This is a genomic window from Aeromonas sp. 55A (assembly GCF_051919665.1).
Classification (GTDB): domain Bacteria; phylum Pseudomonadota; class Gammaproteobacteria; order Enterobacterales; family Aeromonadaceae; genus Aeromonas; species Aeromonas veronii.
Map to the genome: position 1 here is coordinate 3,595,444 of NZ_JBQBEH010000008.1, position 25,123 is coordinate 3,620,566.

Annotated in this window: 19 protein-coding genes and 2 pseudogenes; 7 read left to right on the forward strand and 14 right to left on the reverse strand. The window is 61.3% G+C overall.

The annotated features are described in order from the left end of the window. Positions 1-3 precede the first annotated feature (3 nt). The 6 genes and pseudogenes from selB to hypA all read left to right on the forward strand — a co-directional run bounded on the left by selB (position 4) and on the right by hypA (position 7,108). Positions 4-1,899: a selenocysteine-specific translation elongation factor gene (selB, locus tag ACTG2G_RS20640; protein ID WP_439985804.1), complete on the forward strand. Its 1,896-nt coding sequence runs from the start codon at positions 4-6 to the stop codon at positions 1,897-1,899. Continuing rightward, positions 1,896-4,334: a carbamoyltransferase HypF gene (hypF, locus tag ACTG2G_RS20645; protein WP_439985805.1), complete on the forward strand. Its 2,439-nt coding sequence runs from the start codon at positions 1,896-1,898 to the stop codon at positions 4,332-4,334. Before selB ends, hypF begins: the two co-directional genes overlap by 4 nt. Before the next feature lie 5 nt (positions 4,335-4,339). Next, positions 4,340-4,591 (forward strand): HypC/HybG/HupF family hydrogenase formation chaperone, encoded by a 252-nt coding sequence (locus ACTG2G_RS20650; RefSeq protein ID WP_043819819.1) that lies wholly within the window; start codon positions 4,340-4,342, stop codon positions 4,589-4,591. Then, the gene (hypD, locus tag ACTG2G_RS20655) at positions 4,585-5,697 is read left to right on the forward strand and encodes a hydrogenase formation protein HypD (protein ID WP_439985806.1); all 1,113 of its coding nucleotides are present in this window, start codon (positions 4,585-4,587) and stop codon (positions 5,695-5,697) included. The genes ACTG2G_RS20650 and hypD overlap by 7 nt, the downstream gene beginning before the upstream one ends. Next, positions 5,694-6,697 (forward strand): annotated as a pseudogene (hypE, locus tag ACTG2G_RS20660) (hydrogenase expression/formation protein HypE). Before hypD ends, hypE begins: the two are co-directional and overlap by 4 nt. A 69-nt stretch (positions 6,698-6,766) precedes the next feature. After that, entirely contained in the window at positions 6,767-7,108 is a 342-nt protein-coding gene (gene hypA / locus ACTG2G_RS20665) for a hydrogenase maturation nickel metallochaperone HypA (protein ID WP_421265736.1), read from the forward strand. Here the strand turns inward: hypA and ACTG2G_RS20670 are convergent. Beyond that, positions 7,086-7,448 (reverse strand): hypothetical protein, encoded by a 363-nt coding sequence (locus ACTG2G_RS20670; RefSeq protein ID WP_439985919.1) that lies wholly within the window; start codon positions 7,446-7,448, stop codon positions 7,086-7,088. The genes hypA and ACTG2G_RS20670 overlap by 23 nt on opposite strands. Between ACTG2G_RS20670 and hypB the strand changes: the two genes are divergently transcribed. Continuing rightward, positions 7,335-8,195: a hydrogenase nickel incorporation protein HypB gene (gene hypB / locus ACTG2G_RS20675; RefSeq protein ID WP_439985920.1), complete on the forward strand. Its 861-nt coding sequence runs from the start codon at positions 7,335-7,337 to the stop codon at positions 8,193-8,195. The genes ACTG2G_RS20670 and hypB overlap by 114 nt on opposite strands. Positions 8,196-8,613: 418 nt before the next feature. Here hypB and ACTG2G_RS20680 read toward each other — a convergent pair whose 3' ends face one another. From ACTG2G_RS20680 to ACTG2G_RS20740, 13 genes and pseudogenes are all read right to left on the reverse strand, one after another. Beyond that, positions 8,614-9,255 carry an ATP-binding cassette domain-containing protein gene (locus ACTG2G_RS20680; RefSeq protein WP_227340652.1) on the reverse strand — a complete coding sequence of 214 codons (642 nt, stop codon included), beginning with the start codon at positions 9,253-9,255 and terminating at the stop codon, positions 8,614-8,616. 100 nt (positions 9,256-9,355) lie between these two features. After that, on the reverse strand, positions 9,356-10,147 hold the full coding sequence (locus ACTG2G_RS20685) for an ATP-binding cassette domain-containing protein (RefSeq protein ID WP_421265737.1): 792 nt from the start codon (positions 10,145-10,147) through the stop codon (positions 9,356-9,358). Continuing rightward, positions 10,141-10,956: an ABC transporter permease gene (locus ACTG2G_RS20690; protein WP_076492989.1), complete on the reverse strand. Its 816-nt coding sequence runs from the start codon at positions 10,954-10,956 to the stop codon at positions 10,141-10,143. The genes ACTG2G_RS20685 and ACTG2G_RS20690 overlap by 7 nt, the downstream gene beginning before the upstream one ends. Next, positions 10,946-11,956 carry an ABC transporter permease gene (locus ACTG2G_RS20695; protein ID WP_421265738.1) on the reverse strand — a complete coding sequence of 337 codons (1,011 nt, stop codon included), beginning with the start codon at positions 11,954-11,956 and terminating at the stop codon, positions 10,946-10,948. The genes ACTG2G_RS20690 and ACTG2G_RS20695 overlap by 11 nt, the downstream gene beginning before the upstream one ends. After that, positions 11,941-13,551, reverse strand: coding sequence for an ABC transporter substrate-binding protein (locus ACTG2G_RS20700; RefSeq protein WP_421265739.1), 1,611 nt, complete (start codon positions 13,549-13,551; stop codon positions 11,941-11,943). Before ACTG2G_RS20700 ends, ACTG2G_RS20695 begins: the two co-directional genes overlap by 16 nt. Before the next feature lie 131 nt (positions 13,552-13,682). After that, positions 13,683-14,222, reverse strand: a complete 540-nt coding sequence (gene hybE, locus ACTG2G_RS20705) for a hydrogenase-2 assembly chaperone (protein WP_439985807.1) — start codon at positions 14,220-14,222, stop codon at positions 13,683-13,685. Beyond that, positions 14,204-14,733 (reverse strand): annotated as a pseudogene (locus ACTG2G_RS20710) (HyaD/HybD family hydrogenase maturation endopeptidase). Before ACTG2G_RS20710 ends, hybE begins: the two are co-directional and overlap by 19 nt. Continuing rightward, entirely contained in the window at positions 14,733-16,436 is a 1,704-nt protein-coding gene (hybC, locus tag ACTG2G_RS20715) for a hydrogenase 2 large subunit (protein WP_421230779.1), read from the reverse strand. Before hybC ends, ACTG2G_RS20710 begins: the two are co-directional and overlap by 1 nt. After that, positions 16,433-17,620 carry a Ni/Fe-hydrogenase cytochrome b subunit gene (hybB, locus tag ACTG2G_RS20720; protein WP_421267398.1) on the reverse strand — a complete coding sequence of 396 codons (1,188 nt, stop codon included), beginning with the start codon at positions 17,618-17,620 and terminating at the stop codon, positions 16,433-16,435. Before hybB ends, hybC begins: the two co-directional genes overlap by 4 nt. Next, positions 17,613-18,659: a hydrogenase 2 operon protein HybA gene (hybA, locus tag ACTG2G_RS20725; protein WP_439985808.1), complete on the reverse strand. Its 1,047-nt coding sequence runs from the start codon at positions 18,657-18,659 to the stop codon at positions 17,613-17,615. The genes hybB and hybA overlap by 8 nt, the downstream gene beginning before the upstream one ends. Positions 18,660-18,661: 2 nt before the next feature. Continuing rightward, positions 18,662-19,795 (reverse strand): hydrogenase 2 small subunit, encoded by a 1,134-nt coding sequence (gene hybO, locus ACTG2G_RS20730; RefSeq protein ID WP_216978671.1) that lies wholly within the window; start codon positions 19,793-19,795, stop codon positions 18,662-18,664. Between the two features lie 954 nt (positions 19,796-20,749). After that, complete coding sequence (locus ACTG2G_RS20735) at positions 20,750-24,778, reverse strand: ATP-binding protein (RefSeq protein ID WP_439985809.1); 4,029 nt, start codon at positions 24,776-24,778, stop codon at positions 20,750-20,752. After that, positions 24,775-24,951 carry a hypothetical protein gene (locus tag ACTG2G_RS20740; RefSeq protein WP_158113075.1) on the reverse strand — a complete coding sequence of 59 codons (177 nt, stop codon included), beginning with the start codon at positions 24,949-24,951 and terminating at the stop codon, positions 24,775-24,777. The genes ACTG2G_RS20735 and ACTG2G_RS20740 overlap by 4 nt, the downstream gene beginning before the upstream one ends. Positions 24,952-25,123: the final 172 nt, after the last annotated feature.

Consider the following 25,123-nt stretch of genomic DNA (forward strand, 5'->3'; position numbering starts at 1 on the left):
CCCATGACCCCCTATCGCGCCGTTATCGGCCTTGCCGGCCACGTGGATCACGGCAAGACCCTGCTGATCAAAGCCCTCACCGGCATCACCACCGCCCGCGCCCACGAGCAGGCCATCGGCATGACCCAGGATCTCGGCTTTGCCCACTTTGACGACGGTCAGGGCAACACCATAGGTGTCATCGACGTGCCCGGCCACGAGCGCTATATCCGCAATATGGTGGCAGGGCTCTGGAGTCTGGATCTGGTGCTGCTGGTGATTGCTGCCGACGAGGGGTGGATGCCGATGACCGGCGATCACCTGCGCCTGCTCAAGGCGATGGGGGTGCCGCGTCTCTTGGTCTGCATCAACAAGTGCGATCTGGTCTCCCCCGACGAGCTTTTACTGCTTGAAGAGAGCCTGCTGGAGCGGGTGATGGACGAGAGCGGCATGGTGCCCGATATCGTCAGCGTCAGCGCCAAAACCGGCGCCAATATGGCTGCCCTGCACGCCGCCATCGTGCGCCAGCTTGCCGATCTGCCAGCCTCACAAGCGGCTCGCGAGCAGGGCGCACCGCGCCTCTATGTTGATCGTGTCTTTACTGCCAATGGCACCGGCACAGTGCTTACCGGCACCTTGCAACAGGGCAGCCTCAAGGTGGGAGACAAGCTGCGCCTCTACCCCGCCGATCGGGAGGTGCAGGTGCGCTCCCTGCAAGCCTATCACCAGAGCGTTGATGAAATTGGCGCCGTCTGTCGGGTGGCGGTGGGCCTTAAAAAAGTGCCCCACAAGGAGGTGGCCCGAGGTCACTGCCTCACCAGCGCCGCCGGTCAGTGCGAGGCGGCCACCCACCTTATCGTGCGACTCAACGCCGAGAGCCTGAGCGGCAAGACACTACGCCCCTCTCTGCACAACAAGGAGGTCGAAGTCGCCCTTGGCAGCTGGCATGGCCGTGCGCGCTTTGTACCAATAAAAGAGACCCGGCTGGCGCGACTGATCTTTACCAGTCCCATCCCCTGCTTCTTTGGCCAGCCGCTCGCCATCATTCGCCACGGCAGCAGCGAACTGCTGCACGGCGCCCGCATCGTCTGGTGCGGCGACATCCATCCCGCGAGGCGCAAGGCGCTGCACACCCTGCTGGGTGAGCTACCTGATGACTTGGAGCGCTACAACCCCGCCACCCTGCAGCTTGGCCTCAATGGCTATGTGCTGGCCAGCCGCTTTGACCAGCAGCCAGAGCAGGTCACCCCCCTCGGTGACTGGCTGCTGGATAACTGCTGGCTGGCCCAAAGCCGCGACCAGCTGCTCGCTACCCTGGCCAGCGAACCGCTCAGCGCCGCCGAGCTGGCAACCCGCTTTGGCATCGCCCTACCGGTCACTCAGGCCTTGCTCCAGCAGCTCAAGAGCGAGCAGCTGATCCGCCTGCACCATGACAAGTGGCAACCGGGCAGCGGCGAGTCGGAAGATGATCTGGGGGAAGAGGCGCAGCTGGTGCTCAAAGTGGTGCGAGATCAAGGCAAGGAGGGTTACGAGCCCGGTAAACTGGGCCCCGGCGGTGTGGAGCTGGACCCCTTTATCACCCGCAAGCTGCCCGCCGCCCTGCAGCAGGGCTTGCTGCAAAAAGGCGCGTTGCAAAAGCAGCTGCGCAATCTGGCACGACTCAAGTATCTGGTGCAACTCGATGGCCCCATCTACTACGACGCCGCCCTTTACAACCAGATGGTCGCCGCCGTGCTGGCGGGCCAGCAGGTGGGAGATCTGATCGACATGGCATCCCTCAAGGAGGTCACCGGCTTGTCGCGCAAATACGCCATTCCGTTCTGCCTGCGCATGGAGATGGATGGCTGGGTGAGGCGTGAAGAGAACGAGCGCCGGGTGCTGCGTTTGCCGCAGACTCAAGATGAGATGGAGCCGGCATGAGCGCCACCATTGCCCCCTCTGGCTCTTCCAATCCTGTGGCCAACCGGCTGCGCCGCGAATTTCATATCGACGGCATAGTTCAGGGGGTCGGCTTTCGCCCCTTCGTCTATGGGCTGGCGCTGCGCCACGGCCTTGCCGGTTATGTGTTGAACGATGCCAACGGCGTCACCATAGGTGCCGAAGGATCGCCTGAGCAGCTCACAGCCTTTGCCCGCGAACTCCGGGAACTGGCGCCGCCACTTAGCCGCATCGATCATTTCAGCGAGCGGGAACTGCCCCTTGCTCATGATCCCGACTTCGATGGCCAATTTCATGGCCAGTTTCGAATTAAAGCGAGCCAGCAGCAGAGCGCGGCCACGGTCGCCATCTCGCCGGATCAGGGGATGTGCGAGGCATGCGCCACGGACGTGGCCAACCCCAAAGATCGCCACCACCACTACCCCTTTACCAACTGCACCCACTGCGGCCCGCGCTACACCATCATCCACCGCCTCCCCTACGACCGCCCCCACACCGCCATGGCAGGCTTTGCCATGTGCCCGTACTGCGCTGCGGCCTATGAAAACCCGCTGGATCGGCGCTACCACGCCCAGCCGGTGAGCTGCCCCGAGTGCGGGCCGCATCTGACCTGGCGCAGCGGCCGTGGCGATACGCTGGCCGAGCGCGAGGATGCCCTGCAAGCAGCAGCAAGCGCACTGCAAGCGGGGGCGCTGATTGCGGTCAAGGGGATGGGGGGTTATCACCTGATATGCGATGCCCGTAATGAACAGAGTGTGGCCAGATTGCGAACGCTCAAGCGGCGCGCACGCAAGCCGCTGGCGGTGATGATGGGCTCCCTGGCCGAGGCCAAACTGCATGTCACCGGCAGCGAAGACGAGTGGCAACTGCTCACCTCTCAGGCCAGACCCATCGCCTTGCTGCGCAAGCGCGAAAACGATGATCGGCCGTCAGAATCCCAACTGACAACTGCGCCGCTGGCCGAGGGGATCGCCCCCGGCATCCCCTACCTTGGGGTCATGCTCCCCTATACCCCGCTCCATCAGCTGCTGCTGGACGCCTGCGCCATGCCGCTGGTGGCCACCAGCGCCAATGGTCGCGGCAGCCCAATCCTTATCGAGTGCGAGGCGGTGGTCAGGGAACTCGGCCGCGAGATTGACGGCATCCTGGATCACAACCGCCCCATCCTGCACCCGTGTGACGACAGTCTGGTGCAGTGGGCAGGCGGGCGGCGCCAGACGTTGCGCCTCGCCCGGGGCTATGCCCCCTGCACTCCCAGCCTGCAAGAGGCGGTCAAGGCGCCACTGCTGGCAGTCGGAGCGCAGCAGAAGAACCAGCTGGCGCTCGCCTTCGGCCGCCAGCGCATCTACAGCCCCTATATCGGCGATCTGCACAGCCTGCCGATGCAGGAGCACTTCGAGCAAACCCTGGCGACCTTTCGCGAACTCTACGATCTCAACCCCGAACTGCTGGTCTCGGATCGCCACCCCGGCTACCTCAGCCGCCAGTGGGCCAAAAGCTATTGCCAGGATCAGGGTGCGACCCACCTCGAGGTGCAGCACCATCACGCCCACCTGCTGGGGGTGATGGCCGAGCACAACATCACGGGCTCGGTGCTGGGTGTTGCCTTCGATGGCACCGGCCTTGGCGATGACGGCACCCTCTGGGGCGGCGAGCTGCTGATCGCAGACGTTAAGGGCTTCGATCGTGTTGCCCACCTCGCGCCTTTCAAGCTGATCGGCGGCGAGGCTGCCATTCGCGAGCCGGTGCGCCAGCTGCTGGGGCTGCTGTTTGAATCGCACAGCCCTGAGGAGATCAGTGCCCTCGATATTCCGTTGATCAAGCAACTGCCCCTTAAGCGGATCAGCAACCTGCACCAGCTCTGGCATCTCGGTCGCAACGCCCCCTACACCAGCTCCATCGGTCGACTGTTCGATGCGGTGGCAGCGATCTTGGGAGTGATCGACACCCCCGATTACGAGGGCGAAGCGGGGCTATTGCTGGAGGCGGCTGCCTTGCAGCTGGCCCCTGATGAACAGCCCTTACCCCTTGCCTTTGATCTCAGCCAATCAACAGAGGGGCCGCTGCAGATCGAGTGGGCCGAGCTCATCAATACCCTTGTCAGCGAGCGGCGCCAAGGCACCGCCACCGCCAGCCTGGCCGCCGGTTTTATCCGCGCCATCAGCAATCTGGTGGTTGCCCTGGCCGAGCGCCTCCCCGACTATCCGGTGGCGCTCGGGGGCGGCGTCTTTCAAAACCGGGTGCTGATGGACCAACTTGTTCCCGCTCTCGAAGCGGCCGGTCGGCAGGTATTGACCAGCGAAACCCTGCCGCTCAATGACGGTGGCATCGCCGCCGGTCAGCTCTGGTTTGCCATCCACCATCTTGCCACGCATCAGCCTGTCACCACCGGCTGTGCCACCTTGTCGGAGTCCTGAAATTCATGTGTCTATCCATCCCCTCTCAGGTGGTGCAGCTGCACCCCGAAGACAACTGCGTCACCGTCGATACCCTGGGGGTGCAGCGGCGCGTCAGCTGCATGCTGCTCGAAGAGCCTCTCAACATTGGCGACTATGTGCTGCTCCATATCGGCTTTGTGATGAGCAAGATTGACGAAGAGGAGGCGCAGGCCAGCCTCGAGAGCTTCCGCCAGATGGTGGCCCTGATGCCCAAACAGGATATTTTGCCATGCTGACCCTCAATGACCTGTTTCAGGGCTTTCGCCAGCCCGACGTCATCCGCGCCCTCGCCGCCCAAATTAATGAACTGGCCAAAGATCTGCCCGAACCGCTGCGGGTGATGGAGGTGTGTGGCGGCCATACCCACACCATCATGAAGTACGGCCTGCACCAACTGCTGCCCGCCAGCATCGAGTTTGTCCACGGCCCCGGCTGCCCGGTTTGCATCATGCCAAAAGAGCGCATCGATCAGGCCATCGAGCTGGCGAGCCAGCCCAACGTCATTCTGGTGACGTTGGGGGACATGATCCGGGTGCCGGGATCCAAAGGCACGCTGGCCCAGCAACGGGCCAAAGGGAGCGATATCCGTCCGGTCTATGACCCCCTCGATGCCTTGCGCATCGCCAAAGAGAACCCGGACAAAACCGTGGTCTTCTTCGCCATCGGCTTCGAGACTTCCACCCCGATGACAGCCGCCTTGCTGGCTGCAGCTGAAGAGCAAGAGGTCGAGAATCTGCTGTTTCATATCAACCATGTGCTGGTGCCCCCCGCCATTCATGCGGTGATGGCCGACGGGGTGGCCAAGGTGAACGCCTTTATCGGCCCCTCCCACGTCAGCGTCATCACCGGCGCCGATATCTACCTGCCTATCGTCGATCGCTATCAGGTGCCAGTGGTGGTGAGCGGCTTCGAGCCAGTGGATGTGATGGAGGCGCTCTTGATGATGGTGCGCCAGAAGGTGGAAGGTCGCTATGCGCTGGAGGTGCAGTACAGCCGCGCCGTCACCGCCAGCGGCAATAAAGCCGCCCAGCGGCTGGTCGAGCGCTTTTTCGAGACCCGCGAGCACTTTCGCTGGCGAGGTCTGGGGGATATCAACGCCTCCGCCCTGCGCCTGCGCGATGCCTTTGCCAAGCGCGATGCGGAGCGTCACTTTGCGCTTAATCAGACTCCCATCGATGACCACAAGGCGTGCCAGTGCGCCGATATCTTGCGCGGCCTGGCCAAGCCAAACCAGTGCAAAGTCTTTGGCCGGGGCTGCACCCCGACCCAGCCCATGGGCAGCTGCATGGTCAGCTCCGAAGGGGCCTGCAATGCCTACTACCGATATATGGGGATCCAATGAGAGAAATTCAGTTAAGCCACGGCGGCGGCGGCGTCGAGATGAATCAGCTGATCAACCAGCTATTCTTTCGCCACTTTGGCAACGAGATCCTGCTGCGCGGTGAAGATGCGGCCCTGCTGCCGGTGAGCGGCCCCGTTGCCTTCACCACCGACAGCTTTACCGTCTCGCCGCTCTTCTTCGAGGGGGGGATATCGGCAAGCTGGCCATCGCCGGCACGGTCAACGATCTCGCCATGATGGGGGCCAAGCCCGAGTATCTGAGCTGCAGCTTTATCATCGAGGAGGGATTCCCCTACGCCGATCTCGCCCGCATCGTCGAGTCGATGGCCGCCGAGCTTGCCAAGAGCGGCGCCCGCATCGTCTGCGGCGACACCAAGGTGGTGCCCAAGGGGGCAGCCGACAAGATCTTTATCAACACCAGCGGGGTCGGCACCTTCCCGCTGCCTGAGCAGAGCCGGGGCATTTCGGTGCGGAGCCTCAAGGCCGGTGACGCCATTCTGGTGTCGCGGGATATCGGCAGCCACGGCGCCTGCATCCTGATGGCCCGTGACGCCCTACAACTGGGCTCCGATCTCAAGAGCGACTGCACCACCCTCTGGCCGCAAGTAGAAGCGCTGCTAAAAGCGGGGATTACCCCTCACGCCCTGCGCGATGCCACCCGCGGTGGCATCGCCGCCGTGCTCAACGAGTGGAGCAGCGCCTCCGGCGTTGCCATCGAGCTGGAGGAGTCCGCCATCCCGGTGTGCGATCCGGTACGCGGCCTGTGCGAACTCTACGGTTTCGAGCCCCATGATCTCGCCAACGAGGGGACCATGGTGCTGGCCCTGCCTGCCGAACAGGCACAGGACGCGCTGGGCATCTTGCGGCAATTCAACCCCGCTGCCAGCCAGATCGGCGTGGTGCAGGCGAGCGATCGTCACAAGGTGATCCTCAACAACCCCTGGGGCAGCCGCCGTTATCTGGAGCTGCCGCAAGGGGAACTGCTGCCGCGGATCTGTTGAGCAACCATGCCGTTCCGTCAATTACAGGGAGGAGTCACTGCTCCTCCCCATATCGGTTAAGGAGCCACCATGCACGAAATGTCTCTGGCCATGGCCGCCATCGATCTGGCGGCCGAACAGGCCACCCAGCGGGGCTTTAACAAGGTGACCGCCCTCTGGCTCGAGGTCGGCAGCTTCTCCTGCGTCGACCCGGACACCATAGCGTTCTGTTTCGAGGCGGCCGCCAAGGGCACTGTCGTCGAAGGAGCCCAGCTTCACTTTCAACACAAGGCGGCAGAGGCCTGGTGTTACGACTGCAACCAGACGGTCACCCTCACCGAGCGCGGGCAGGCCTGCCCCGGGTGTAGCGGATACAAATTACGAGTCGCGCAGGGTGATAGCCTGCGCATCACCGACATCGAGGTAAGTTGATATGTGTAGCGTATGCGGATGCGGCCAGGCGCGGATCGCCGGCCATGAGCACGATCACGAGCATGAACATCACCATAAACATGGTCATGAACACGACCATCATCATGCTCATGACGCCCATCACCATCATGATCACGAGCAGAGCGCACCGCGCACCCTGATCATTCACCACCACTACCACCATCAGGGGGATGTCCATCACCACTACCACGGGGTACGGACTCCCATAAGCCATGAGGGGCATGATCAGCCCCATGAGCACCATCATGATCACCCCCACCACCATCATCATGATCATGCCCACTCTCATGACCACGGCCATTCCCACGCACATCCCCATGATCACAGCCACGACCATGACCATGACCATGACCATGACCATCAGCAGGGTGATCTGCACTATGGCAAAGGGGAAGCGAGATTGTCGGTTCCGGGCATGGGGCAGCGTCAGCTGATCGCCATCGAGATGGATGTGCTGGCCAAGAACAATGCGCTGGCCGCCCACAACCGCGAGCACTTCACAGCTGCCGACCAGCTGGTGCTCAATCTGGTCTCTAGCCCGGGTTCAGGCAAGACCACCCTGCTGTGCGAAACCCTGCGCCAGCTGGCCGACAAGCGCACCTGCGCGGTGATCGAAGGGGATCAGCAGACCAGTGCCGATGCGGATCGCATCCGTGCCACCGGTGTCCCTGCTGTGCAGATCAACACCGGCAAGGGCTGCCATCTGGATGCCAAAATGGTCCACGACGCCTGCCACCAGCTGCCCGCCAATGAAGGGGGCATCCTCTTTATCGAGAACGTGGGCAATCTGGTCTGCCCCGCCAGCTTCGATCTCGGCGAGAAATACAAGGTGGCGATCCTCTCGGTCACCGAGGGGGAAGAGAAGCCGCTGAAATACCCGGATATGTTCGCCGCTGCCCAGCTGATGGTGATCAACAAGATCGATCTGCTGCCCTACGTCAGCTTTGACGTGGCCCGCTGCATCGAGAACGCCAAACGGGTCAACCCCTATATTCAGGTGATCCAGGTCAGCGCTACCACGGGCGAAGGGATGGATGCCTGGCTCAACTGGCTGGCTACAGCCTGAACCAGAACCGGTTAAATGCCGTTACCAACGGCGGATAGCAAGAGAGGGAGGCTGATGCCTCCCTCTCTTTATCTACAAACCTTATCAGGCGTTCTCTCTCTATACCGAATGGCCCGCGCCTCATACTCGCGTCCCCTCACCCAGGCCCTCTCCCCAGGGAGAGGGAACCGGTTCGTGGATGCCGCATTCCGTTCCCGTCTCAACATGGAAAAGGGAACCTATTCGTGGATACAGGCAATATGCTGCAACAATACGACTCCCTCAACCCCCTAAGGGAGGCTTCGAGCATAACAACCAGCCATATTTTCAAACCCCAAGGTTCTCCAAACCCTAAACCCTGAGCGTATTGAGATGGCACCTTCAACTCCCTTCTCCCCTTGCGGGAGAAGGGCTGGGGATGAGGGGGAAACACCAATCCTCAGGCCACGCTACGGGCCATCGCCTCCTGCTCCGCAGGCACCTCACCAAAGCGCAGCACCCGATGGCAGATCTGGCGCAACAGCGCCTGCTGGTGACTGAAGATCACCATACCAAGCCGGCGCTGTTCGCACTCAATCATCAACTCCCGCCAGAGCTGGCGCTGAATTTGCGGATCCAGCTGGGCAGTCACCTCGTCGGCAATCAGCAGTCGGGTGCGGGGATCGAGGGCGCGCAGCAACGCGATGCGGGCCAGCTCGCCACCGGAGAGCTGACCGGGTTTACGGCCAAGCCATTCGGGCTTGACCATAAAGCGGGCCAGTATGGCGTCATCGGGGCGCCATACATCCCACAACGCCTGCCCGGTGGTGCGATAGGGATTGAAGGTGAGTTCCGGGTGCTGGGGCACCAGCTGGATGGGGTTATAACCTTTTACCTGTTCAGGTACTGGCTGCCCATCCAGCAGGATCTGCCCGCCGGCCCCAACCGGTTGCCAACCCGCCAATACCCGCCCCAGCGTGGTCTTGCCATAACCGCTCGGGGCGGAGATACCGAGCCGTTCGCCCGCTTTCACCGTCAGCGACAATCCCTGCCAAAGGGGGCGTTCCCCCTGGGCGATAGTGAGATTTCGTACTTCCAACATCAGGAAACCTCCGGCACAGAGAAGATCGCGTTGAATTCCGGCAGTGCCTGCCACTGAACACCCGCAACCAGACAGACGATCCATTCCTGCAACTCAATCATCAGGAGATCTCCGACGTAGCAGCAAAGAGCGCATTGAACTCCGGCAGCGCCTGCCAGTGGGCACGGAGCATCTCGCTCCCCTGCCCCTGGCGCAGATGGTGGCAGCTCAAGGTATCGCTCACCTGCCCCTGATGCAGCGCCACAATGCGATCGGCAAAGCGGGCCGCCAGCGCCAGATCGTGGGTGACCCAGAGGATACCGCTGCCCTGATTGGCCAATTCACGCAACTGACCGAGCAGCAGACAGGCCAGCTCCTCGTCGAGCCAGGCGGTGATCTCGTCTGCCAGAATGTAGCGAGCGCCGCCGAGGGCCGCAGTGCAGGCCAGAATGCGCTTGGCCATGCCGCCGGAGAGCTGGCGCGGGTACCTGTCCAGGGTGGTCGCGGGCAGCTGGTAGCGCAGCAGTTGCTCGCCGAGCCGCTCGCGAGAACCATTCTGGCCACAGAGGCGTGCCGCCCGGCCTAGCTGGCGCTCCACCGTCAGCAGCGGATTGAGGGCGCTTACCCCCTGTGGCACATAGCAGAGGGTGTGGCCGCGCAGGCTGGCCCGGCAGGCATCACACAGAGGCGTGCCATCGAGGGAGATGCTGCCGCGCATCCGCAGATTGTCCGGCAGCAATGTCAGGGCGCTTTGCAGCAGCAGGCTCTTGCCCTCGCCGCTCCCCCCCACCAGCGCCACTATCTCCCCCGGTGCCAGTTGCAGGCTGATATCGGTCAGCAATGGCTGCCAGCTGCGTCGCCCCAGCCAGGAGTAATGGGCCGCCTCTATGGTCACCTGATCAAAACTCAGCATGGTTCACTCCTGTGCCACAACAGCTGTTGCAAGGCGCGGGTAGCCTGATCAAACAGCAGAACCAGCAGCAGCAACATCAGGCCGGGGAAGAGGGCCAGCCACCAGCCGCCACCGGCAAGATAACGCAACGCATCGGCCAGCAGCAGACCAAGCGAGGCCTCGTGGGCCGCCAGACCAAAACCGAGAAAGCTCAAGGCCGCGCTGTGCAGCACCGCATGGGGAAACATCAGCAAGGTGCCGATAAACCACTGGGGCAACAGCCCCGGCAGCAGGTGGATGCGCCAGCGACGCAGCGCCCCCATCCCCTGACAGCGGGCCAGCACCACATAGTCGCTGCAGGCGATCCGCCTCGCTTCTGCGCAGAGAATGAGCGCCAGCTTGGGCCAGTGGGTGAGCGCCACCGCCAGGATCACCCCGCGCATGCCCCCCCCCACGGTAAAGCAGATAAGGATCAAGAGCAGCATATGGGGCAGCGCCAGCATGGCGTCGATCACCATTCGTACCGCCGCATCACATCTGGGGTGAATGAGCGACACGCTTGCCGCCACCATGGCCAGCAGGCCACTGCAGAGCGCCGTGCTGATGCCAAGCTCTAGACTGGTGAGGGTACCCTGAAAGGCCCGCAACCAGAGATCACGCCCCATCTGATCGGTGCCGAACCAGTGGGTCAGCGAGGGAGGCTGCTGGCGCGCCAGCAGATCCATCGGCACATCCTGATGAGAGAGGCTCCAGCCGTAAGTGGCCAGCAGCGCCAATCCGAGCAGGGCAAAAACCAGCCGCAGTATGGAGGGAAGCGGATTAAACAGCATGCTCGCCCTCCCAACCCCGATTGATACGGGCCAGCAGCAAACTGGCCACCGTGTTGCCAATAAAGACCAGCAGGGTGCAGAAGAGCACGATTCCCATCAGCAGGGGGATATCCCCCCGCAGCCCCGCATCCACAGTGGCCTGGCCGAGCCCCGGGTAGGAGAAGACCTTCTCGGCCAAGAGCGATCCGCCAATCAGCTCACCAAGGGAGGCAAACTGCAGGCAGAGCGCCGGGGTCAGGGCGTGGCGCAGCACGTGAAAACGCAGCATGGGCCAGCCGCCATCCCCCTGAGCGCGGGCGTAGCGGATAAAGTCGCTCTCCAGCACCTCGGCCACCCGCGCCCGGGTATGTAGGGCGATATTGCCCACCCCGAGCAGGGCGAGCGTGGTGACCGGCAGCAACAGATGGCGCAGCCGCATGGCCCAGTCCACCTCATCGGCAGCGAGCCCCGGCGTCCAGGCGCAGCAGACAGGGAGCAGTGGCCAGTGCACCGCAAACAGGGCGAGCAGCAACAGGCCGACCCAGAAGGTGGGCAGGGAGGCAAGCAGGTAGGCAAAGCGGCAAATCAGGCGATCGGGCCAGCGGTTGAGATAGCGACCGGCGCAGAGGCCCAGCAAAATCCCGAAAAAGCCGGAGAGCAGCCAGGCACCCGCCAGCAACAGGAAGGAGGCGGCAAAGCGTTGGCCTATTACCTCACCCACTGGTGCGTTATAGAGCATGGAGTAACCGAGATCCCCCTGCAGCACCTGGGTAAACCAGCGCCAGTAGCGCAGCCAGAGCGGCTGATCCAGCCCCCAGCGGGCGGCGATACGGGCGTACTGCTCCGGCGGCACATGGAGCAGGTCGTTGCCGATATAGGCCTTGATGGGATCGATGGGGGAGTAGCTCAGCAGCACAAAGGTGGCGACCGAGACCAGACATAACAGCCCTGCCAGACGCAGCAGGGCTTTTAGCAACAGATAACCTGAATGACTCAAGGGCGAACTTACCGGCACGTCCACCGCCAATCCTGCAGGTTGTTGAGGAGTGACCAGCTACCGTGGATTTCCGGCGCCCCCTTGCCAAGGTCGATGCAACGGTTGGCGAGATAGGTGTGCTGCACGTTGAGCAGCCAGGCCCAGGCGGCATCTCCCTGCACTCCGGCGCCGGTCTTGCCATCCCACTCCACCTGCTGCCAGAACGGCACGGCCGCCTGCCAGTTCGGGGCATCCAGCGCCTGCTTGAGGTGGCCATCCACCACAGGGTTGCTGTAGTAGCCCGGGTTGTAGAACTCCACGCCACCGGAGCCGCTCTGGTAGTGGTGATAGAGCTCCATGGGATCCAGACTCCCCCACCCCATCAGCACCGGATTGGCGTGCATCTCCCGCTCCACCTGCTCCCAGCTGCCGGACTTGAGGCTCACCTCAAGACCGATGGACTTGAGCATGGCGCGCACCGCTTCCGCCAAATCCCGGCGGGTGCTGTCGCCACTGGTGTACCAGAGGGTAAAGGCGGCTCTCAGGTCGCCCTTGTGGCGAATACCGTCACTGCCCATCTTCCAGCCAGCCTCATCGAGCAGGGCGTTGGCATGGGCGGCATCACCATCCTTGAAGGCGGTGGCTTTATTCAGCCAGGGCAAGCCTTCTACCGCGCTGTAGGCGGGGATGGCGTGCCCCTCCAGCAGCTGGTCGGCCAGCAACTTGCGGTCGATGGCGTAGTTGATGGCGCGGCGCACCGCCACATCGGCAGTCACGTCGTTGCCGATGGGATAACCCTTGGCATCCTTGCCACCCGCAGGCGGAATAGGGAAAACGATGCCACGGTTCTCGACACTCGGTCGCACCCACAGCTTGAGGGAAGCTGGCACGGTGGGCGCCAGCGACGGGGCGATGCGCACCACATCAAGCTGGCTGCTCTGGGCCGCGGCATAGGCGCTCTCTTCGTCGATAAAGACAAACACCAGCCGTTTGAAGTCATTGTTGCCACCGGCGTAATAGGGGTTCGCCTCTACCACCAGCTGTTGACCGGGTAGGAAGCTCACCAGCCGGTAAGGGCCGGCACCGACCGGCTTTTGGGCATATGCTTTTGCGTCGTAATCCCGCTTCGACACTATCCCCAAGGATCCCAGCACGTTGACGAAGGTGCTCTGGGGGGCGCTAAGAGTGATGGCCACCTCGGTGGGTGAGAGCACCTTGGCCGAAACAAAGTTGCCCATGTCGATCTTGCCGCCACCCTTGGCTGCGCTGTTATAGGTAAAGGCCACATCCTCGGCGGTGAGCGGCGCGCCATTGGAGAATTTCAGGTCAGGCTTGAGGGTAATGATCCACCCCTTGCCATCCTTGCTCGGGGTCACCGCCTGGGTGAGCACATTCTGCCAGCTGAGATCGGCATTCTGCTTGAGCAGCGGGCTATGCAGCAGCAGGTAGCTGCCGTGACTCCAGCCAAGCAAAGGGTCAAACCCTTCGGTGGGTTCGGCGCCGATGGCGAGCTTGAGCTCGGCAGGCACAGGTTGGGCTGCGGCCAGCGCCGCGTGAGAGGCAGTGCCCAGCAGCAGAGTCAACAGGGCGGCAGCACTGGTGCCACAGTAATGGCGAAGGGAATTGCGTGGAACAGTCATGGGGATCCTTCTTGTTTTGTACCACTCACGGATCATCACTCAAAAAAGAGGTGGAATGCGTGTCTGAACATGGGAGTGAGGGGCCAAAATGGCCCCCTATTCTAAACTTGATTTCGCGTGAAACCTAGCAACTATGCCGGTTGACCGCGCCGGGTACCGAATAGCCGTCTGCGACCCAGATCCACGCCGCCAGCCCCTTGCTGCACCGGCAAGGAGAGCAGCATCTTGAGGGTGCTGCTCACCAGCACGCGCCCCTCCCCGGCACCGAGATTGGGATCGAGCGGCGACATCAGGGAGCAGGACAACAGCTGACCCGTCTCGGGCAGTTCACCCACCATAAAGGTCATGTTGCCGCAGGGGAGCTGCAGGGCGAGTCGATCGCTGCTGCTGCGCACCGGCCAAAGCTGATCCGGCCCCGGCAGCACCACCACGCTCAGCATCCAGGGGGTGAGCACACAGCCAAGCCACTGACCTTCAAACAGCACGCACTCCGCCACTATGGGCATGTCCGGGTGATAGAAGGGCAACGCCTGCATCTCTTCGCGAGCGATCCGCTCGTACTGGGCTACCAGCAAGGGTGCTGGATTGGTGGCAAAACCGGCAAACTCCTGTGCCGTCTCCGGTACTCTCTCCAGCACTCTCTCAACCTCGCTTAAATGGGACTGCGCCATAGGCCCTCCCGCGCTTGTTCAGCTTTCTCCTGCTCAGAGAGCGGGATGGCAGGGGCACCGACACTGGCCAGCAGGGTCAAGATCCGATCCGTCGCCTCCCCCATGGCCGCCACCACCACTGGGGTAAGGCCGATGCGCGGTTCGAGGGATTCAGGCTCTATGCCGATCAGAGTGAGCCGCTTGGGCGACTCCCCCGTCATGTGCAGCGCCGAGAGCACGTCCGCCAGCCCCAGCTGATGGGGGAGATCTTGCGGCCAAACAGGGTCGGGATCTCCTCATCTTTCAGAGTCACTACGGTGCCCGGCGGATTACCGCTGCGCACCGCATCCGCCAGAATGATGTGATCGCGACTGGCCATCGCTTCGAGCAATTCCATGCCAGCCGTGCCGCCATCGAGCAGCTCGATGCCGGGGGCAAAACGGTATTCGCGCCCCAGCGCCTCGACAATGCGGACGCCGACGGCCTCATCGCTCAAGAGCAGGTTACCCACGCCCAGGATCAGGGTGTTCATCACAGCACCTTAACCTGAGTTGTTTCGCCATTCTGGGTATCCACCACGTGAACCGCGCAGGACATGCAGGGGTCGAACGAGTGGATGGTGCGCACCACCTCCAGCGGTTTGGCGGGATCCGCCACCGGGGTGCCCACCAGAGATTGCTCGTAGGGGCCGGGTTCATCGTTGAAGTTGCGCGGGCCCGAGTTCCAGGTCGATGGCACCACCGCCTGATAGTTCTCGATCTTGCCACCCTTGATGACGATCCAGTGGGAGAGCATGCCGCGCGGCGCCTCTTCAAAGCCCACCCCGCGAAACTCTTTATCCGCCGGGATCTCCGCCTTGATGTAGGCGGTGGTATCCCCCTTGCCGATGTTGTCCACCAGCGCCTTCCACTGGTGCGCCAGGGTGTCTTTGAGCACACAGCAGCGCACCGCTCGACCGATGATGCGACCCATGGTGGAGTGCAGCTGTTCGGTCTTGATGGCAGAGCCGGTGAGCGCCTTGTAGATGCCATTCAACTGGTCGAAGTGCGCCACTGTCTCCGGGTGTTTGGCGGCCAGTTTCACCAGCAAGTCGGCGAGCGGCCCCACCTCCACCACCTTGCCGTAGAAGGTGGGGGATTTGACCCAGGAGTATTTGCCGTCATCCTGCCAGCCGGTGTAATTAGGCTCGGTCTTACCCTCCCACGGCTTGAGGGGCTCGTCATCCTTGTACCAGGCATGCTTGTTGCTCTCGGCGATGCCCTCCATCAGCCAGCCATCCTGATGACTCTCGATGGGGCGATAACCCGTCAGATTGCCATTCTCGATATAGCCGCCCGGCATCAGGAAGCTGCCGCCGTCACCGTCGGTGGGGAGCTCCGGCACGCTCAGGTAGTGCTTGGCCCCCTGCCCCAGACTCAGCCACTCGGGGTAGTGGGCAGCGATGATGGCGGCATCCACCTTGTAGACCTGCTCGATAAACTCGCCGAGCCGGTCGATAAAGCTCTTCACATAGAGCAGTCGCTCGAGATTGAGCACGCTAGGTGCATCCAGATTGATGGGGTTGGCCACGCCGCCCACCGCCAGATTCTGGATGTGCGGGCTCTTGCCACCGAGGATGGCGACAATGCGGTTGGCATCGCGCTGGCACTCCAGCGCCTGCAGGTAGTGGGCCACGGCGATGAGGTTTACCTCCGGGCTCAGCTTCATCTCCTTGTGACCCCAGTAACCGTTGGCAAAGATGCCGAGCTGGCCGCTCGCCACCAGCGCGCGGATCTTGTCCTGCACCTTGGTCAGTTCATCGGCACTGTTGAGGGACCAGGTTGATACCCCCTTGAGCATGTCCGCCGCTTTTTGCGGATTGGCCTCAAGGGCCGCGGTGATGTCCACCCAGTCCAGCGCGGAGAGCTGGTAGAAGTGGACGATGTGATCGTGGATGTTGTGGGCCGCGATGATGAGGTTGCGGATGTACTGGGCGTTGACCGGCACCTTGGCGCCAATGGCGTTCTCCACCGCCCGCACCGAGGCGATGGCGTGAATGGAGGTACATACCCCGCAGATGCGCTGCACTATCATCCAGGCATCGCGCGGGTCGTTGCCCTTGACGATCTCCTCCATGCCGCGCCACATGGTGCCGGACGACCAGGCTTTGGTCACTTTACCGCCTTCGATTTCGCAGTCGATACGCAGGTGCCCCTCAATGCGGGTGATGGGGTCTATGGTGATACGTTGGCTCATACGTTGGCTTTCCCTCGGGCCTGATAATCTTGGTGAACACGTTCAAGTGATGGCAGTACCGGCAAGAGCCGGATCAACAGCAAATAGGCACACACCTCGATGGCAACAAAGCCCAGAGAGATCAGCACCTCCTCCGCGGAGGGGAAGTAGTGGTAGCCATTGCCGGGGTTGAAGGCGAGCAAGGAGTAATCCAGTCGCCAGAGGGCGGCGCCCAGCAGCATGCTGAGGGCCCCCAGGAACAACATGCGCGAATCCCGGCGGCTCTTGTCCCAGTGGAACACCAGCAGCGGGAATATCATCAGCGCGATCTCGCTCCAGAACATGATGGAGTAGCGATTGAACTCGGAGAGGTAGGCCGACTTGTCGTGGATGACGATCTCGGCAAAGCGCAGCGCCACAAACAGGATCAGGAAGATGTCGATCACCTGGGTCAGCTTGTAGAAGAGCGACTTCTCGTTGGGGCCACGCCCCGCCAGTCCCGCCTGCACCAAGGAGCCCTCAAATACCACGATGGAGAAGCCCATGATAAATGCGGTCAGCAGCGAAAAGACCGGCAGCAGCTCGTAGCTTTGCCAGAGCGGATGGATCTTCTCCCCCGCCACTATCATCAACGAGCCCATGGAGGATTGGTGCATGGTGGGCAGCAGAGCCCCCAGCGCCAGCACGAAGAACATGATCTTGTTGAGGCGAATGAGTGACGCCTTCCAACCGAACTTCTCCAGCAGCACGGGAGCGAACTCCAGCGCCATAACCCCGATATAGATGGTCATGCAGACCGCCGTCTCGAACAGCACCGAGGAGGTGTTGAAGTGACCGGGCAGGTAGAAGTACGGCAGGTTCCAGTAACGCCCCACGTCGATGGTGATGGAGAGCCCCCCCAGGGAATAACCAAAGAGGCTCGCCAGCAGCGCCGGACGCACCAGGGGGTGATACTCGCCCCGGTTGAACACGTAGACGGCCCAGGCCAGCGCCCAGCCACCGCACGCAAAACCGGTGCCGATCAAGAGATCGAACGAGATCCAGAGTCCCCAGGGATAACCGCCATTCAGATCGGTGACCGAGCCCAGCCCGAAGACGAGGCGTTTTAAAATCAACATGCCGCACAGCACGGCAAAGGGGGCTAGCACCAGCACAGGCCAGCTGACCAGCTTGCCGCCGAGGGGATGTGCCTTGTGGTTACTCATGATCCTTGCCTCCCTTTGTGGTGCCCTGATCCTTGATCTGCACACTCCCCTGATCATGGCCATCATCGTGATGGTGATCGTGACCATTCTTGGTGTTGCGGCGAATGAGCACCGAGAGGCCAGTCAGCACCACCATGGGCAGCACCATCCCCTTGTAGAGGGTGTGCTGGATATGCTCGGAGCGAGCACCGGAGGAGAGCTCCGGCAAGTCGGGCATGTCGAGCTTGGTATAGGGCACCCCGGCCAGCACCAGCACCTGGGTGCCGCCCCCCTCCTTCTCGCCATAGACGTAAGGCTGGTAGTTGGGCACTTCGTGCAGGTAGGGGTCGTTGGCAGAGAGGGTCTGGCGCGGATAGGCATATTCGCTGCCCGGAGTCGCCAGCAGGCGACGCTTGGCCTCGGCCATCAGCTCCTCGCGGGTGCCGAAGATGACGGCGCCAGTGGGGCACACCTCGACGCAGCCTGGCAACTTGCCCTGATCAATCCGCTCCAGCCCTTTCTGGTTGCAGAGCTCGCACTTGTGGATCGCCCCCAGCGGATTGTCGTAGTCATATTTGGGCACATCGAACGGGCAACCCACCATGCAGTAGCGACAGCCGGTGCAGACGCTCGGGTCGTAGTGAACGATGCCGGTCTTGGGATCTTTTTTAAGAGCCTGCACCGGACAGACAGAGACGCAGTTGGGATCGACACAGTGCATGCACTGCTTCTTGATGTAGGCGTAGCCATCCACCAGCTGATCCTTGTGCTCGCCAGTGCCACTCTTCCACACTTGAATGATGTTGTTGGTGTAGGGGGTCAGCTTGTCGTTGTTGGACCAGGTTTGCGCCCCGGCTGGATTGGCCGGATTGCCGTTAAGGTGCTGACACTCCGCCACACAGGCCTGACAGCCGACGCAGAGGGTGGAGTCGTAGAGCATGCCGAGCGCGCCGGGAATGGGCGGCTTGTTCTTGGCCGCCGCCAGTGCGGTGCTAGGTACGGCTGTGCCCGCCGCCAGCGCACCGACGGAGGCGAATTTGAGGAAGTTGCGTCTGTTCACGGTTACTCCTCCCGTGATGGGTGCTGCCCGGCTTCGTGGCGTTTCTGCTGACGACCGAGTTCACGCACCGTCATCAGACTCACCCCCACCAGCACCCCGAGGGCGCCACCGATAAGGCCGGTCGCGGTGGGCGAGGTATAGCCCCCCTCCTGAATTTTCACATCGGGTTTATCCACCCGCGGGGTCGGGTTCTCGACCTTGGCGAGCTGGAAGATCCCCTTGCTAAAGCCGACCCCTTGCTCGTTGCAGCCATAACAGGGGTGACCGATGCCGACCGGCCAGATGCCGCCGCCCACATCGCAGAACTCCAGAGTCGAGCAGTTGCCGTAGGTCTCCGGCCCTTTGCAGCCCAGATGGTAGAGACACCAACCCTGACGGTGACCCTCATCACCAAACTCCTTGGCAAAACGCCCTGCGTCGAAGTGCGGACGACGCTCGCAGTTCTCGTGGATCAGCCGCTCATAGGCAAACAGCGGGCGCTTCTTGCTATCCAGGGCCGGCAGCTTGCCGTAGGTGATGTAGTAGGCAACCGTGGTGAGGAAGTTGTGGGGATTGGGCGGGCAGCCTGGGATATTGATGATGGGAGTGCCGATATTGCCGAGCGCCTCTTCAAGGCTGACAGCGCCGGTCGGGTTGCCACCGCTGGCAGGCACACCGCCCCAGGCGGCGCAGGAGCCGATGGCGATGACCGCAGCCGCGTCGGCGGCTGCACGGCGAATATGGTCGACGATGGGCTCACCGGCCACCATGCAGTAGACGCCACCATCTTTCAGCGGAATGGAGCCATCCACCACCAGCACATACTTGCCTTTGTAACGCTTGATGGCGTTGTGCTTGTTCTCTTCCGCCTGATGACCAAAAGCCGCCGAAAGCACCTCATGGTACTCCAGCGAAATGGTATTGAGGATCAGGTTCTCGATGGTGGGGTGCGTGGCGCGCAGCAGTGACTCGGTACAGCCGGTGCACTCCTGCGCCCCAATCCAGATCACCGGCGGCCGCTCGGGGCTGGTGAGCGCCGTGGCCATCTTGGCGACGGCATTCTGACTTAATCCCAGGGTTGCGGCCATCCCGGCACACAATTTCATAAAATCACGGCGATTAATCCCATGAGCCGATAAAAAATTATCCTCGACCATTCTACTTATTCCCGTAGTGAGCACTTGTTTGATAAATGCTTAATAGCGGAAATGCTAAGGACTCACCCACCCTGCAGTATTGATCTCTATCAATTTCGACCGGCTTACCCCTATTTTCATAGCGAGCCACATCACAAATGAAATTAATTACCCCCAAAGAGATATTTAGCAACTCCGTAAATTTTATGAACTTAATTGGATATTAAATAATTAATCACCGCATATCCTCTCTTTCACTGTGAGCCAAATTAACATGATTAAAATCTTGGCTATACCGCTCATTTCACAATACTGATGCCCACCCATAAATGATCCATTGAATATATCTTTACTCATCTCATTGCATATTCCATACAGTCATCCACGGGACAACCTCCTGACTTGCCTCCCCACACCAGAACTGTCTCACGGCCAGCTGCCACCGGTAGCAAGCACGGCCTGCACGGCACGATTTACCTGCTGTCGCTTGGTTTCAGTTTGCATTTTACCTGCGCTTCAGTGCGACACGTTCTACTGCGAGCCCACACAGCACAACCCCGCTTGGCCTCCCTGAGGTTTAACACCGCTTAATGAAAAGATGCCGCCGAGGTATGCATATCAGTATGACCTCCCCCACTATTTATTGTCTTGGATGCTGGTGAGTAAAATATCGCGATCACGGATATGTTTACGCATCATCGTGAATCTGCATTCAAATTAATGGTAAGATAAAAGGCAAGGTGGAGGCTGCCTGCAACATAGTGTACATATTTAGCTCGCGATGCATTCGCTCATCCGGTTACAGATGTTACTGCACGTATTCACACTATTTACCTTCACGTCACCCTGCGTAATTAACCATAGCGTAAATATCCATATCTATCGATATAGATGATAATTGTTCTTGTTCAATGGCAACCCTAAAAAATGAGTTGGGATGACGATGAACATGACAAGCGATAAGGGTGTTAACCATCACCCAAGCAGTGGTGCCAGCAACTGCAGCGCCTTATCGAACTCGAACTCGTTGACCGCCCGGCTCACCTCTTGAAATGCAGCACGCAGCGGCAATGCACTGCCAGCCAGATCAGCCTCAATCTGCTGACAAAGCGCCAACGCCTGGGCATCGCTCTGTGCCAGCAAGGCCCCCAACTGCTGGAGTTGCGCCGCCAGCATCCCGGCATCGATGCCTCGGGAAGCGCCCATCGTCACAGGGGACACTGCCAGCGCGGCTTCCAGCCCAGACAGCAGGGGCTTCAGCTCGGCCATCAGGGATGGCAAGAGGGTTGCGCCCCTCACGTAATCCCCCTCTTCACAAGCTTGCTCGAGCAGCGCCGCCTGCTCCGCCACACCGGTCGCCCCTATGGTGCTGGCACTGCCTTTGAGGGTGTGAGCCAGACGCCGGGCCGTGACCTTGTCATCCGATGCGCACGCCGATTGGAAACTGGCTGCAAACCCCTGCTGCCCGCTACAGAAGCGCTGCAACATATTGCGGTAGAGCGCACTGTCGCCCCCCATCACGGCCATGCCCCGCTGCACGTCAAGGCCGGGCACGCCTTGCCAAGGGGTCGCATCGTCAGTCACCTGCAACTTGCTGGCGGCAGCCAGAGGTCTGGCAGGTGTGATCCAGTGCGAGAGGGTCGCCAGCAACAGCGGCATATTCAAGGGTTTGGCGATATGGTCATTCATGCCTGCCGCCAGCGCCTTCTCTTTATCCCCGGCCATGGTGCTGGCTGTCATGGCGATAATGGGGATCCGGGCCAGCGCCGGATCGGCGCGGATCAACCGGGTCGCGGTGTACCCGTCCATCACTGGCATCTGGCAATCCATCAGGATGCCGTCAAACCCGCGATCTTGCGCCAACAGGGCGAGCGCCTGTGCCCCATCGCAAGCACAGACCAGGGAAATCTGCTCCTTGCCCAGCAGGGCCAGCGCCACCTCCCGGTTCATGTCGTTATCATCCACCAACAGCAGACGAGCCCCCGCCAACCCATGAGCGGGCAGCGCAACCTGATGATGGGGGCTTGCATCCGATAACGCCTCTCGTCCCACGGCATCGCCCCCCTGCGCCTTACACAATGCCTGACACAGTGCCTGCGGGGTAAACGGATGGGCCAGCACATCACACGGCGCCAACCCCAGCGCAGCAACATAGCTGGCAAGCGGTGCGGGATCGCCCGAGGTGATCAGCAAGATCGCGGGCGGCGCTGCCAGCGTGCCAACCTCCTGCAGCACCTCTGGCAACCAGCTCTCCCCCTCCTGCCAGCCCAGCACAACTCGATCACAGGGTTTGCCCGCCGCGATGCCTTGATGCAGCAGTGCCAGCAGCGCGGCGGGCTCGTCCGCGCAGACAAGCTCAACAGGCAGCGCCGCCAGCTGGTGGAGAATGGCCGCTCGCGAAGCAGGATACGACTCCAGCAACAGCAGACGCTGCGGCGCCAGCGGCATGGCCACACGTTGCTCTTTCTCCTTACCCTGATCCGCCAGGGTGGCGAGACAGATACGGAAGTGGAACTCGCTGCCCTGCCCCGGGGCGCTCTCCACCCGGATCTCACCGTCCATCAGTTGCACCAGATTGTGCGTGATGGCCAAACCAAGACCGGTGCCACCATATTTGCGGGTGGTCGAGCTGTCAGCCTGTTCAAAGGAGTGGAAGAGACGCTGGCACTGCTCGGCTGTCATGCCGATACCGCTATCCTGCACACTGCCCTGCAGCCAGATCTTGCCATCTCGCTCGTTACTGCGTGCCAGCCGGACAATCACCTCTCCCTGCTCGGTGAACTTGATGGCATTGCTGGTCAGGTTGAGCAGGATCTGGCCAAGCCGCAGGGGATCGCCGCACAAACGGTCAGGCAGATCAGCGGCCAGATCGAACAGCAGCGCCAGCCCCTTTTCCCGCGCCCGAAACGCCGTAAGATCCGCCAGCCACTCGAACACCTCGTTGAGCTGGAAATCCACCTTCTCCAGTTGCTGCTTGCCCGCCTCCATCTTGGAGAAGTCAAGGATGTCGTTGAGGATCCCGAGCAGGTTGTTCGCCGCTCTGTCTATCTTGCTCACATAGTTGTGCTGCTCGGGGGAGAGGTTGGTTTGCAGCACCAGATGGGCCATACCGATGATGGCATTCATTGGCGTGCGGATCTCATGGCTCATGTTGGCCAAAAATTCGCTCTTGGCTCGGGTGGCATCTTCGGCGATCTGCCTAGCTTCTAGCATGGCGGCCTCAGCCTGCTTGCGGTCGCTGAAATCGAAGATGATCCCGTCCAGATAGATGGCCTTACCCTCGGCATCATAGGTGGCGAGTCCGATGGAGTAGACCCAGCGGAGCTGACCCCAGCGATCGAAGATGCGGTACTCGTTGATGTATTGCCGATGTTCGGCAATGGCATCGATGGTGTTGCGGTTGCTCAGTTCGAGGTCATCAGGATGGATCAAGTCACCAAAATCGCGGCTGTTATCGACAAAATCGCTGGCGGGATAGCCGGTTAATTTTTCCGCCTCGTCGCTGACGAACAACATGGTCCAGGGATGATGAGGCAAGCAGCGATAGACCATACCCGGTACGTTGCGCACCATGGACTGGATCCGCTGCTCGCTCTCGTGCAGCCGCTGGCGATCTGCCGCTATCCGGTCATGAGCCTCCCGCATGGCCTGCTCGGCGGCACGGATCGGGGTGATGTCGACCAAGCTGCCGACCGCACCGCTTCGCTCGCTCTCGGCAAGCTCGATCCCCGAGAGAAAATAGAGCATGTCCAGAGGACGGCCATCCGGCGAAAACAGGCGCACCTCATGCTGCGTTCTGGCCTGGCTGCCAGCCACCCTCAACAAGGTGTTGTCCTCATCCGCCGAGTCCAACCCGGCAAGTTGGGGCAACTCCGCCAACCGCTTGCCCTCGAGCGGGCGGGCACCACCAAATGAGCTGGTAAAGGCGCGATTTACCCCCAGCAGGCGACCCTGATTATCGGTATAGAAGAGAGGATGTGGCAGGGTATCGATCAATGCCTGCTGGAAGGCAAACTGCTCGTTGCGCTCGCGGATACTGCGGCGACGCAACATCCGCCCCTGCCAGAGCAGGGCCGAGCTCAGACATATCAACAGGGCGGTGCCGAACAAGGCCACTCGCCGCCATCCTGACACGGCCTGTTCCACATTGCCCAACAGCAGCAGCGTCCACTGCCCTTTGGCATCGTGCCACTCGATAGGCATGCGGCTCACCAGATAGCTATCTTTCCCTATCCGAACTTCACTGCCATCGAGTGCAGGCAGGATCACCGGTTTGCGATCCGGGGCAAAGTAGTGTCCATATAGGCGAGAGGCAAAGAGCTGCTGTTGCCTGGCGGCAGAGTTCGGTCCCACCACCGCCATTTGCCAGTCGCTCTTGTTGCTGGCCATCACCACTCCATCTGGCGAGACCAGCAAACCGATGGTATCGCCCCACCCGGCCAGAAAGGTATCGAGCAGCGCCATCTCGTAGCGCGCTACCACCACCCCGGTAATGTCGCTCCCTTGCGCCCGATCGTGAGAGACTGGCGCCGCCACATAGATCATCCGCTTGCCGGTATTGAGGCTAACCCCGGCATCTACTGTTTCCAGCCCTTTGAGCCCTTGCCTGAAGTAGGAGCGAAACGACACATCCTGCCCGACGACATGGCGGCCAAGCGCATCCCAATCACGGACAATCACCCCTGCTTTATTGGTAACAAAGGCATGATTGGCCTTCACCCCCTGCGCCAACACCTGCAGAGCTTCGCTCGGGCTCAGCTCCCCCCGCTCGAGCAGTGACGCTTGCTGGATCTCGCGGTTGAGGCGGCCAGCCAGTTGCACCGCCCCCATCCCCTTGCTTGAGAGGGTCAGTTGCTGCAGATTGTCGCCCTCGCGCTGAATGCGGGTATCCAGCGACTGGCGATACTCCTGCCGCTCCAGCTCCAGATAGAAGGCGTCGACCAGCGTGGCCAACATCAGGGAGAGCAACAGCACGGCAGCAATGTGCCAGAGACGCGATTTCATGGTTGACAGCATGCTCCATCGTTCTGCCTGGCCATCATCAGCACCGCCTCACAGGAGAAGACGTGCAATAAAAGGCACTCACCGAGCAGCGCATTCATCAACTTGTGGCAGCCACTCTTATCATCAACCAGCAGCACCATAGGATGAGCCGCGCTCGGGGCAAGATGTTCCATATCTCGTGATTCTCCCTGCCAAGATGGAGGATGGCGACCCCTGCCAACCTTTCTCACACCATAACGGATCCCCCGACAGGCAGCCATGACAACCCGGTTGAAATGTGCGCACAACCCGACAGGAGCCAGCAACTCACAAGGGATAAATCGGATACAAGAAAAAAGTGGATAT

Coding starts and splice junctions, on each gene's coding strand:
- hybC (WP_421230779.1), bottom strand. CDS start 16,436: ATGAGCCAACGTATCACCATAGACCCCATCACCCGCATTGAGGGGCAC.
- hybO (WP_216978671.1), bottom strand. CDS start 19,795: ATGGTCGAGGATAATTTTTTATCGGCTCATGGGATTAATCGCCGTGAT.
- hybB (WP_421267398.1), bottom strand. CDS start 17,620: ATGAGTAACCACAAGGCACATCCCCTCGGCGGCAAGCTGGTCAGCTGG.
- ACTG2G_RS20685 (WP_421265737.1), bottom strand. CDS start 10,147: ATGCTGAGTTTTGATCAGGTGACCATAGAGGCGGCCCATTACTCCTGG.
- hypA (WP_421265736.1), top strand. CDS start 6,767: ATGCACGAAATGTCTCTGGCCATGGCCGCCATCGATCTGGCGGCCGAA.
- ACTG2G_RS20680 (WP_227340652.1), bottom strand. CDS start 9,255: ATGTTGGAAGTACGAAATCTCACTATCGCCCAGGGGGAACGCCCCCTT.
- ACTG2G_RS20670 (WP_439985919.1), bottom strand. CDS start 7,448: ATGGGGATGTGCGTGGGAATGGCCGTGGTCATGAGAGTGGGCATGATC.
- hypF (WP_439985805.1), top strand. CDS start 1,896: ATGAGCGCCACCATTGCCCCCTCTGGCTCTTCCAATCCTGTGGCCAAC.
- ACTG2G_RS20650 (WP_043819819.1), top strand. CDS start 4,340: ATGTGTCTATCCATCCCCTCTCAGGTGGTGCAGCTGCACCCCGAAGAC.
- ACTG2G_RS20700 (WP_421265739.1), bottom strand. CDS start 13,551: ATGACTGTTCCACGCAATTCCCTTCGCCATTACTGTGGCACCAGTGCT.
- selB (WP_439985804.1), top strand. CDS start 4: ATGACCCCCTATCGCGCCGTTATCGGCCTTGCCGGCCACGTGGATCAC.
- hypD (WP_439985806.1), top strand. CDS start 4,585: ATGCTGACCCTCAATGACCTGTTTCAGGGCTTTCGCCAGCCCGACGTC.
- ACTG2G_RS20735 (WP_439985809.1), bottom strand. CDS start 24,778: ATGAAATCGCGTCTCTGGCACATTGCTGCCGTGCTGTTGCTCTCCCTG.
- ACTG2G_RS20690 (WP_076492989.1), bottom strand. CDS start 10,956: ATGCTGTTTAATCCGCTTCCCTCCATACTGCGGCTGGTTTTTGCCCTG.
- hybE (WP_439985807.1), bottom strand. CDS start 14,222: ATGGCGCAGTCCCATTTAAGCGAGGTTGAGAGAGTGCTGGAGAGAGTA.
- ACTG2G_RS20740 (WP_158113075.1), bottom strand. CDS start 24,951: ATGGAACATCTTGCCCCGAGCGCGGCTCATCCTATGGTGCTGCTGGTT.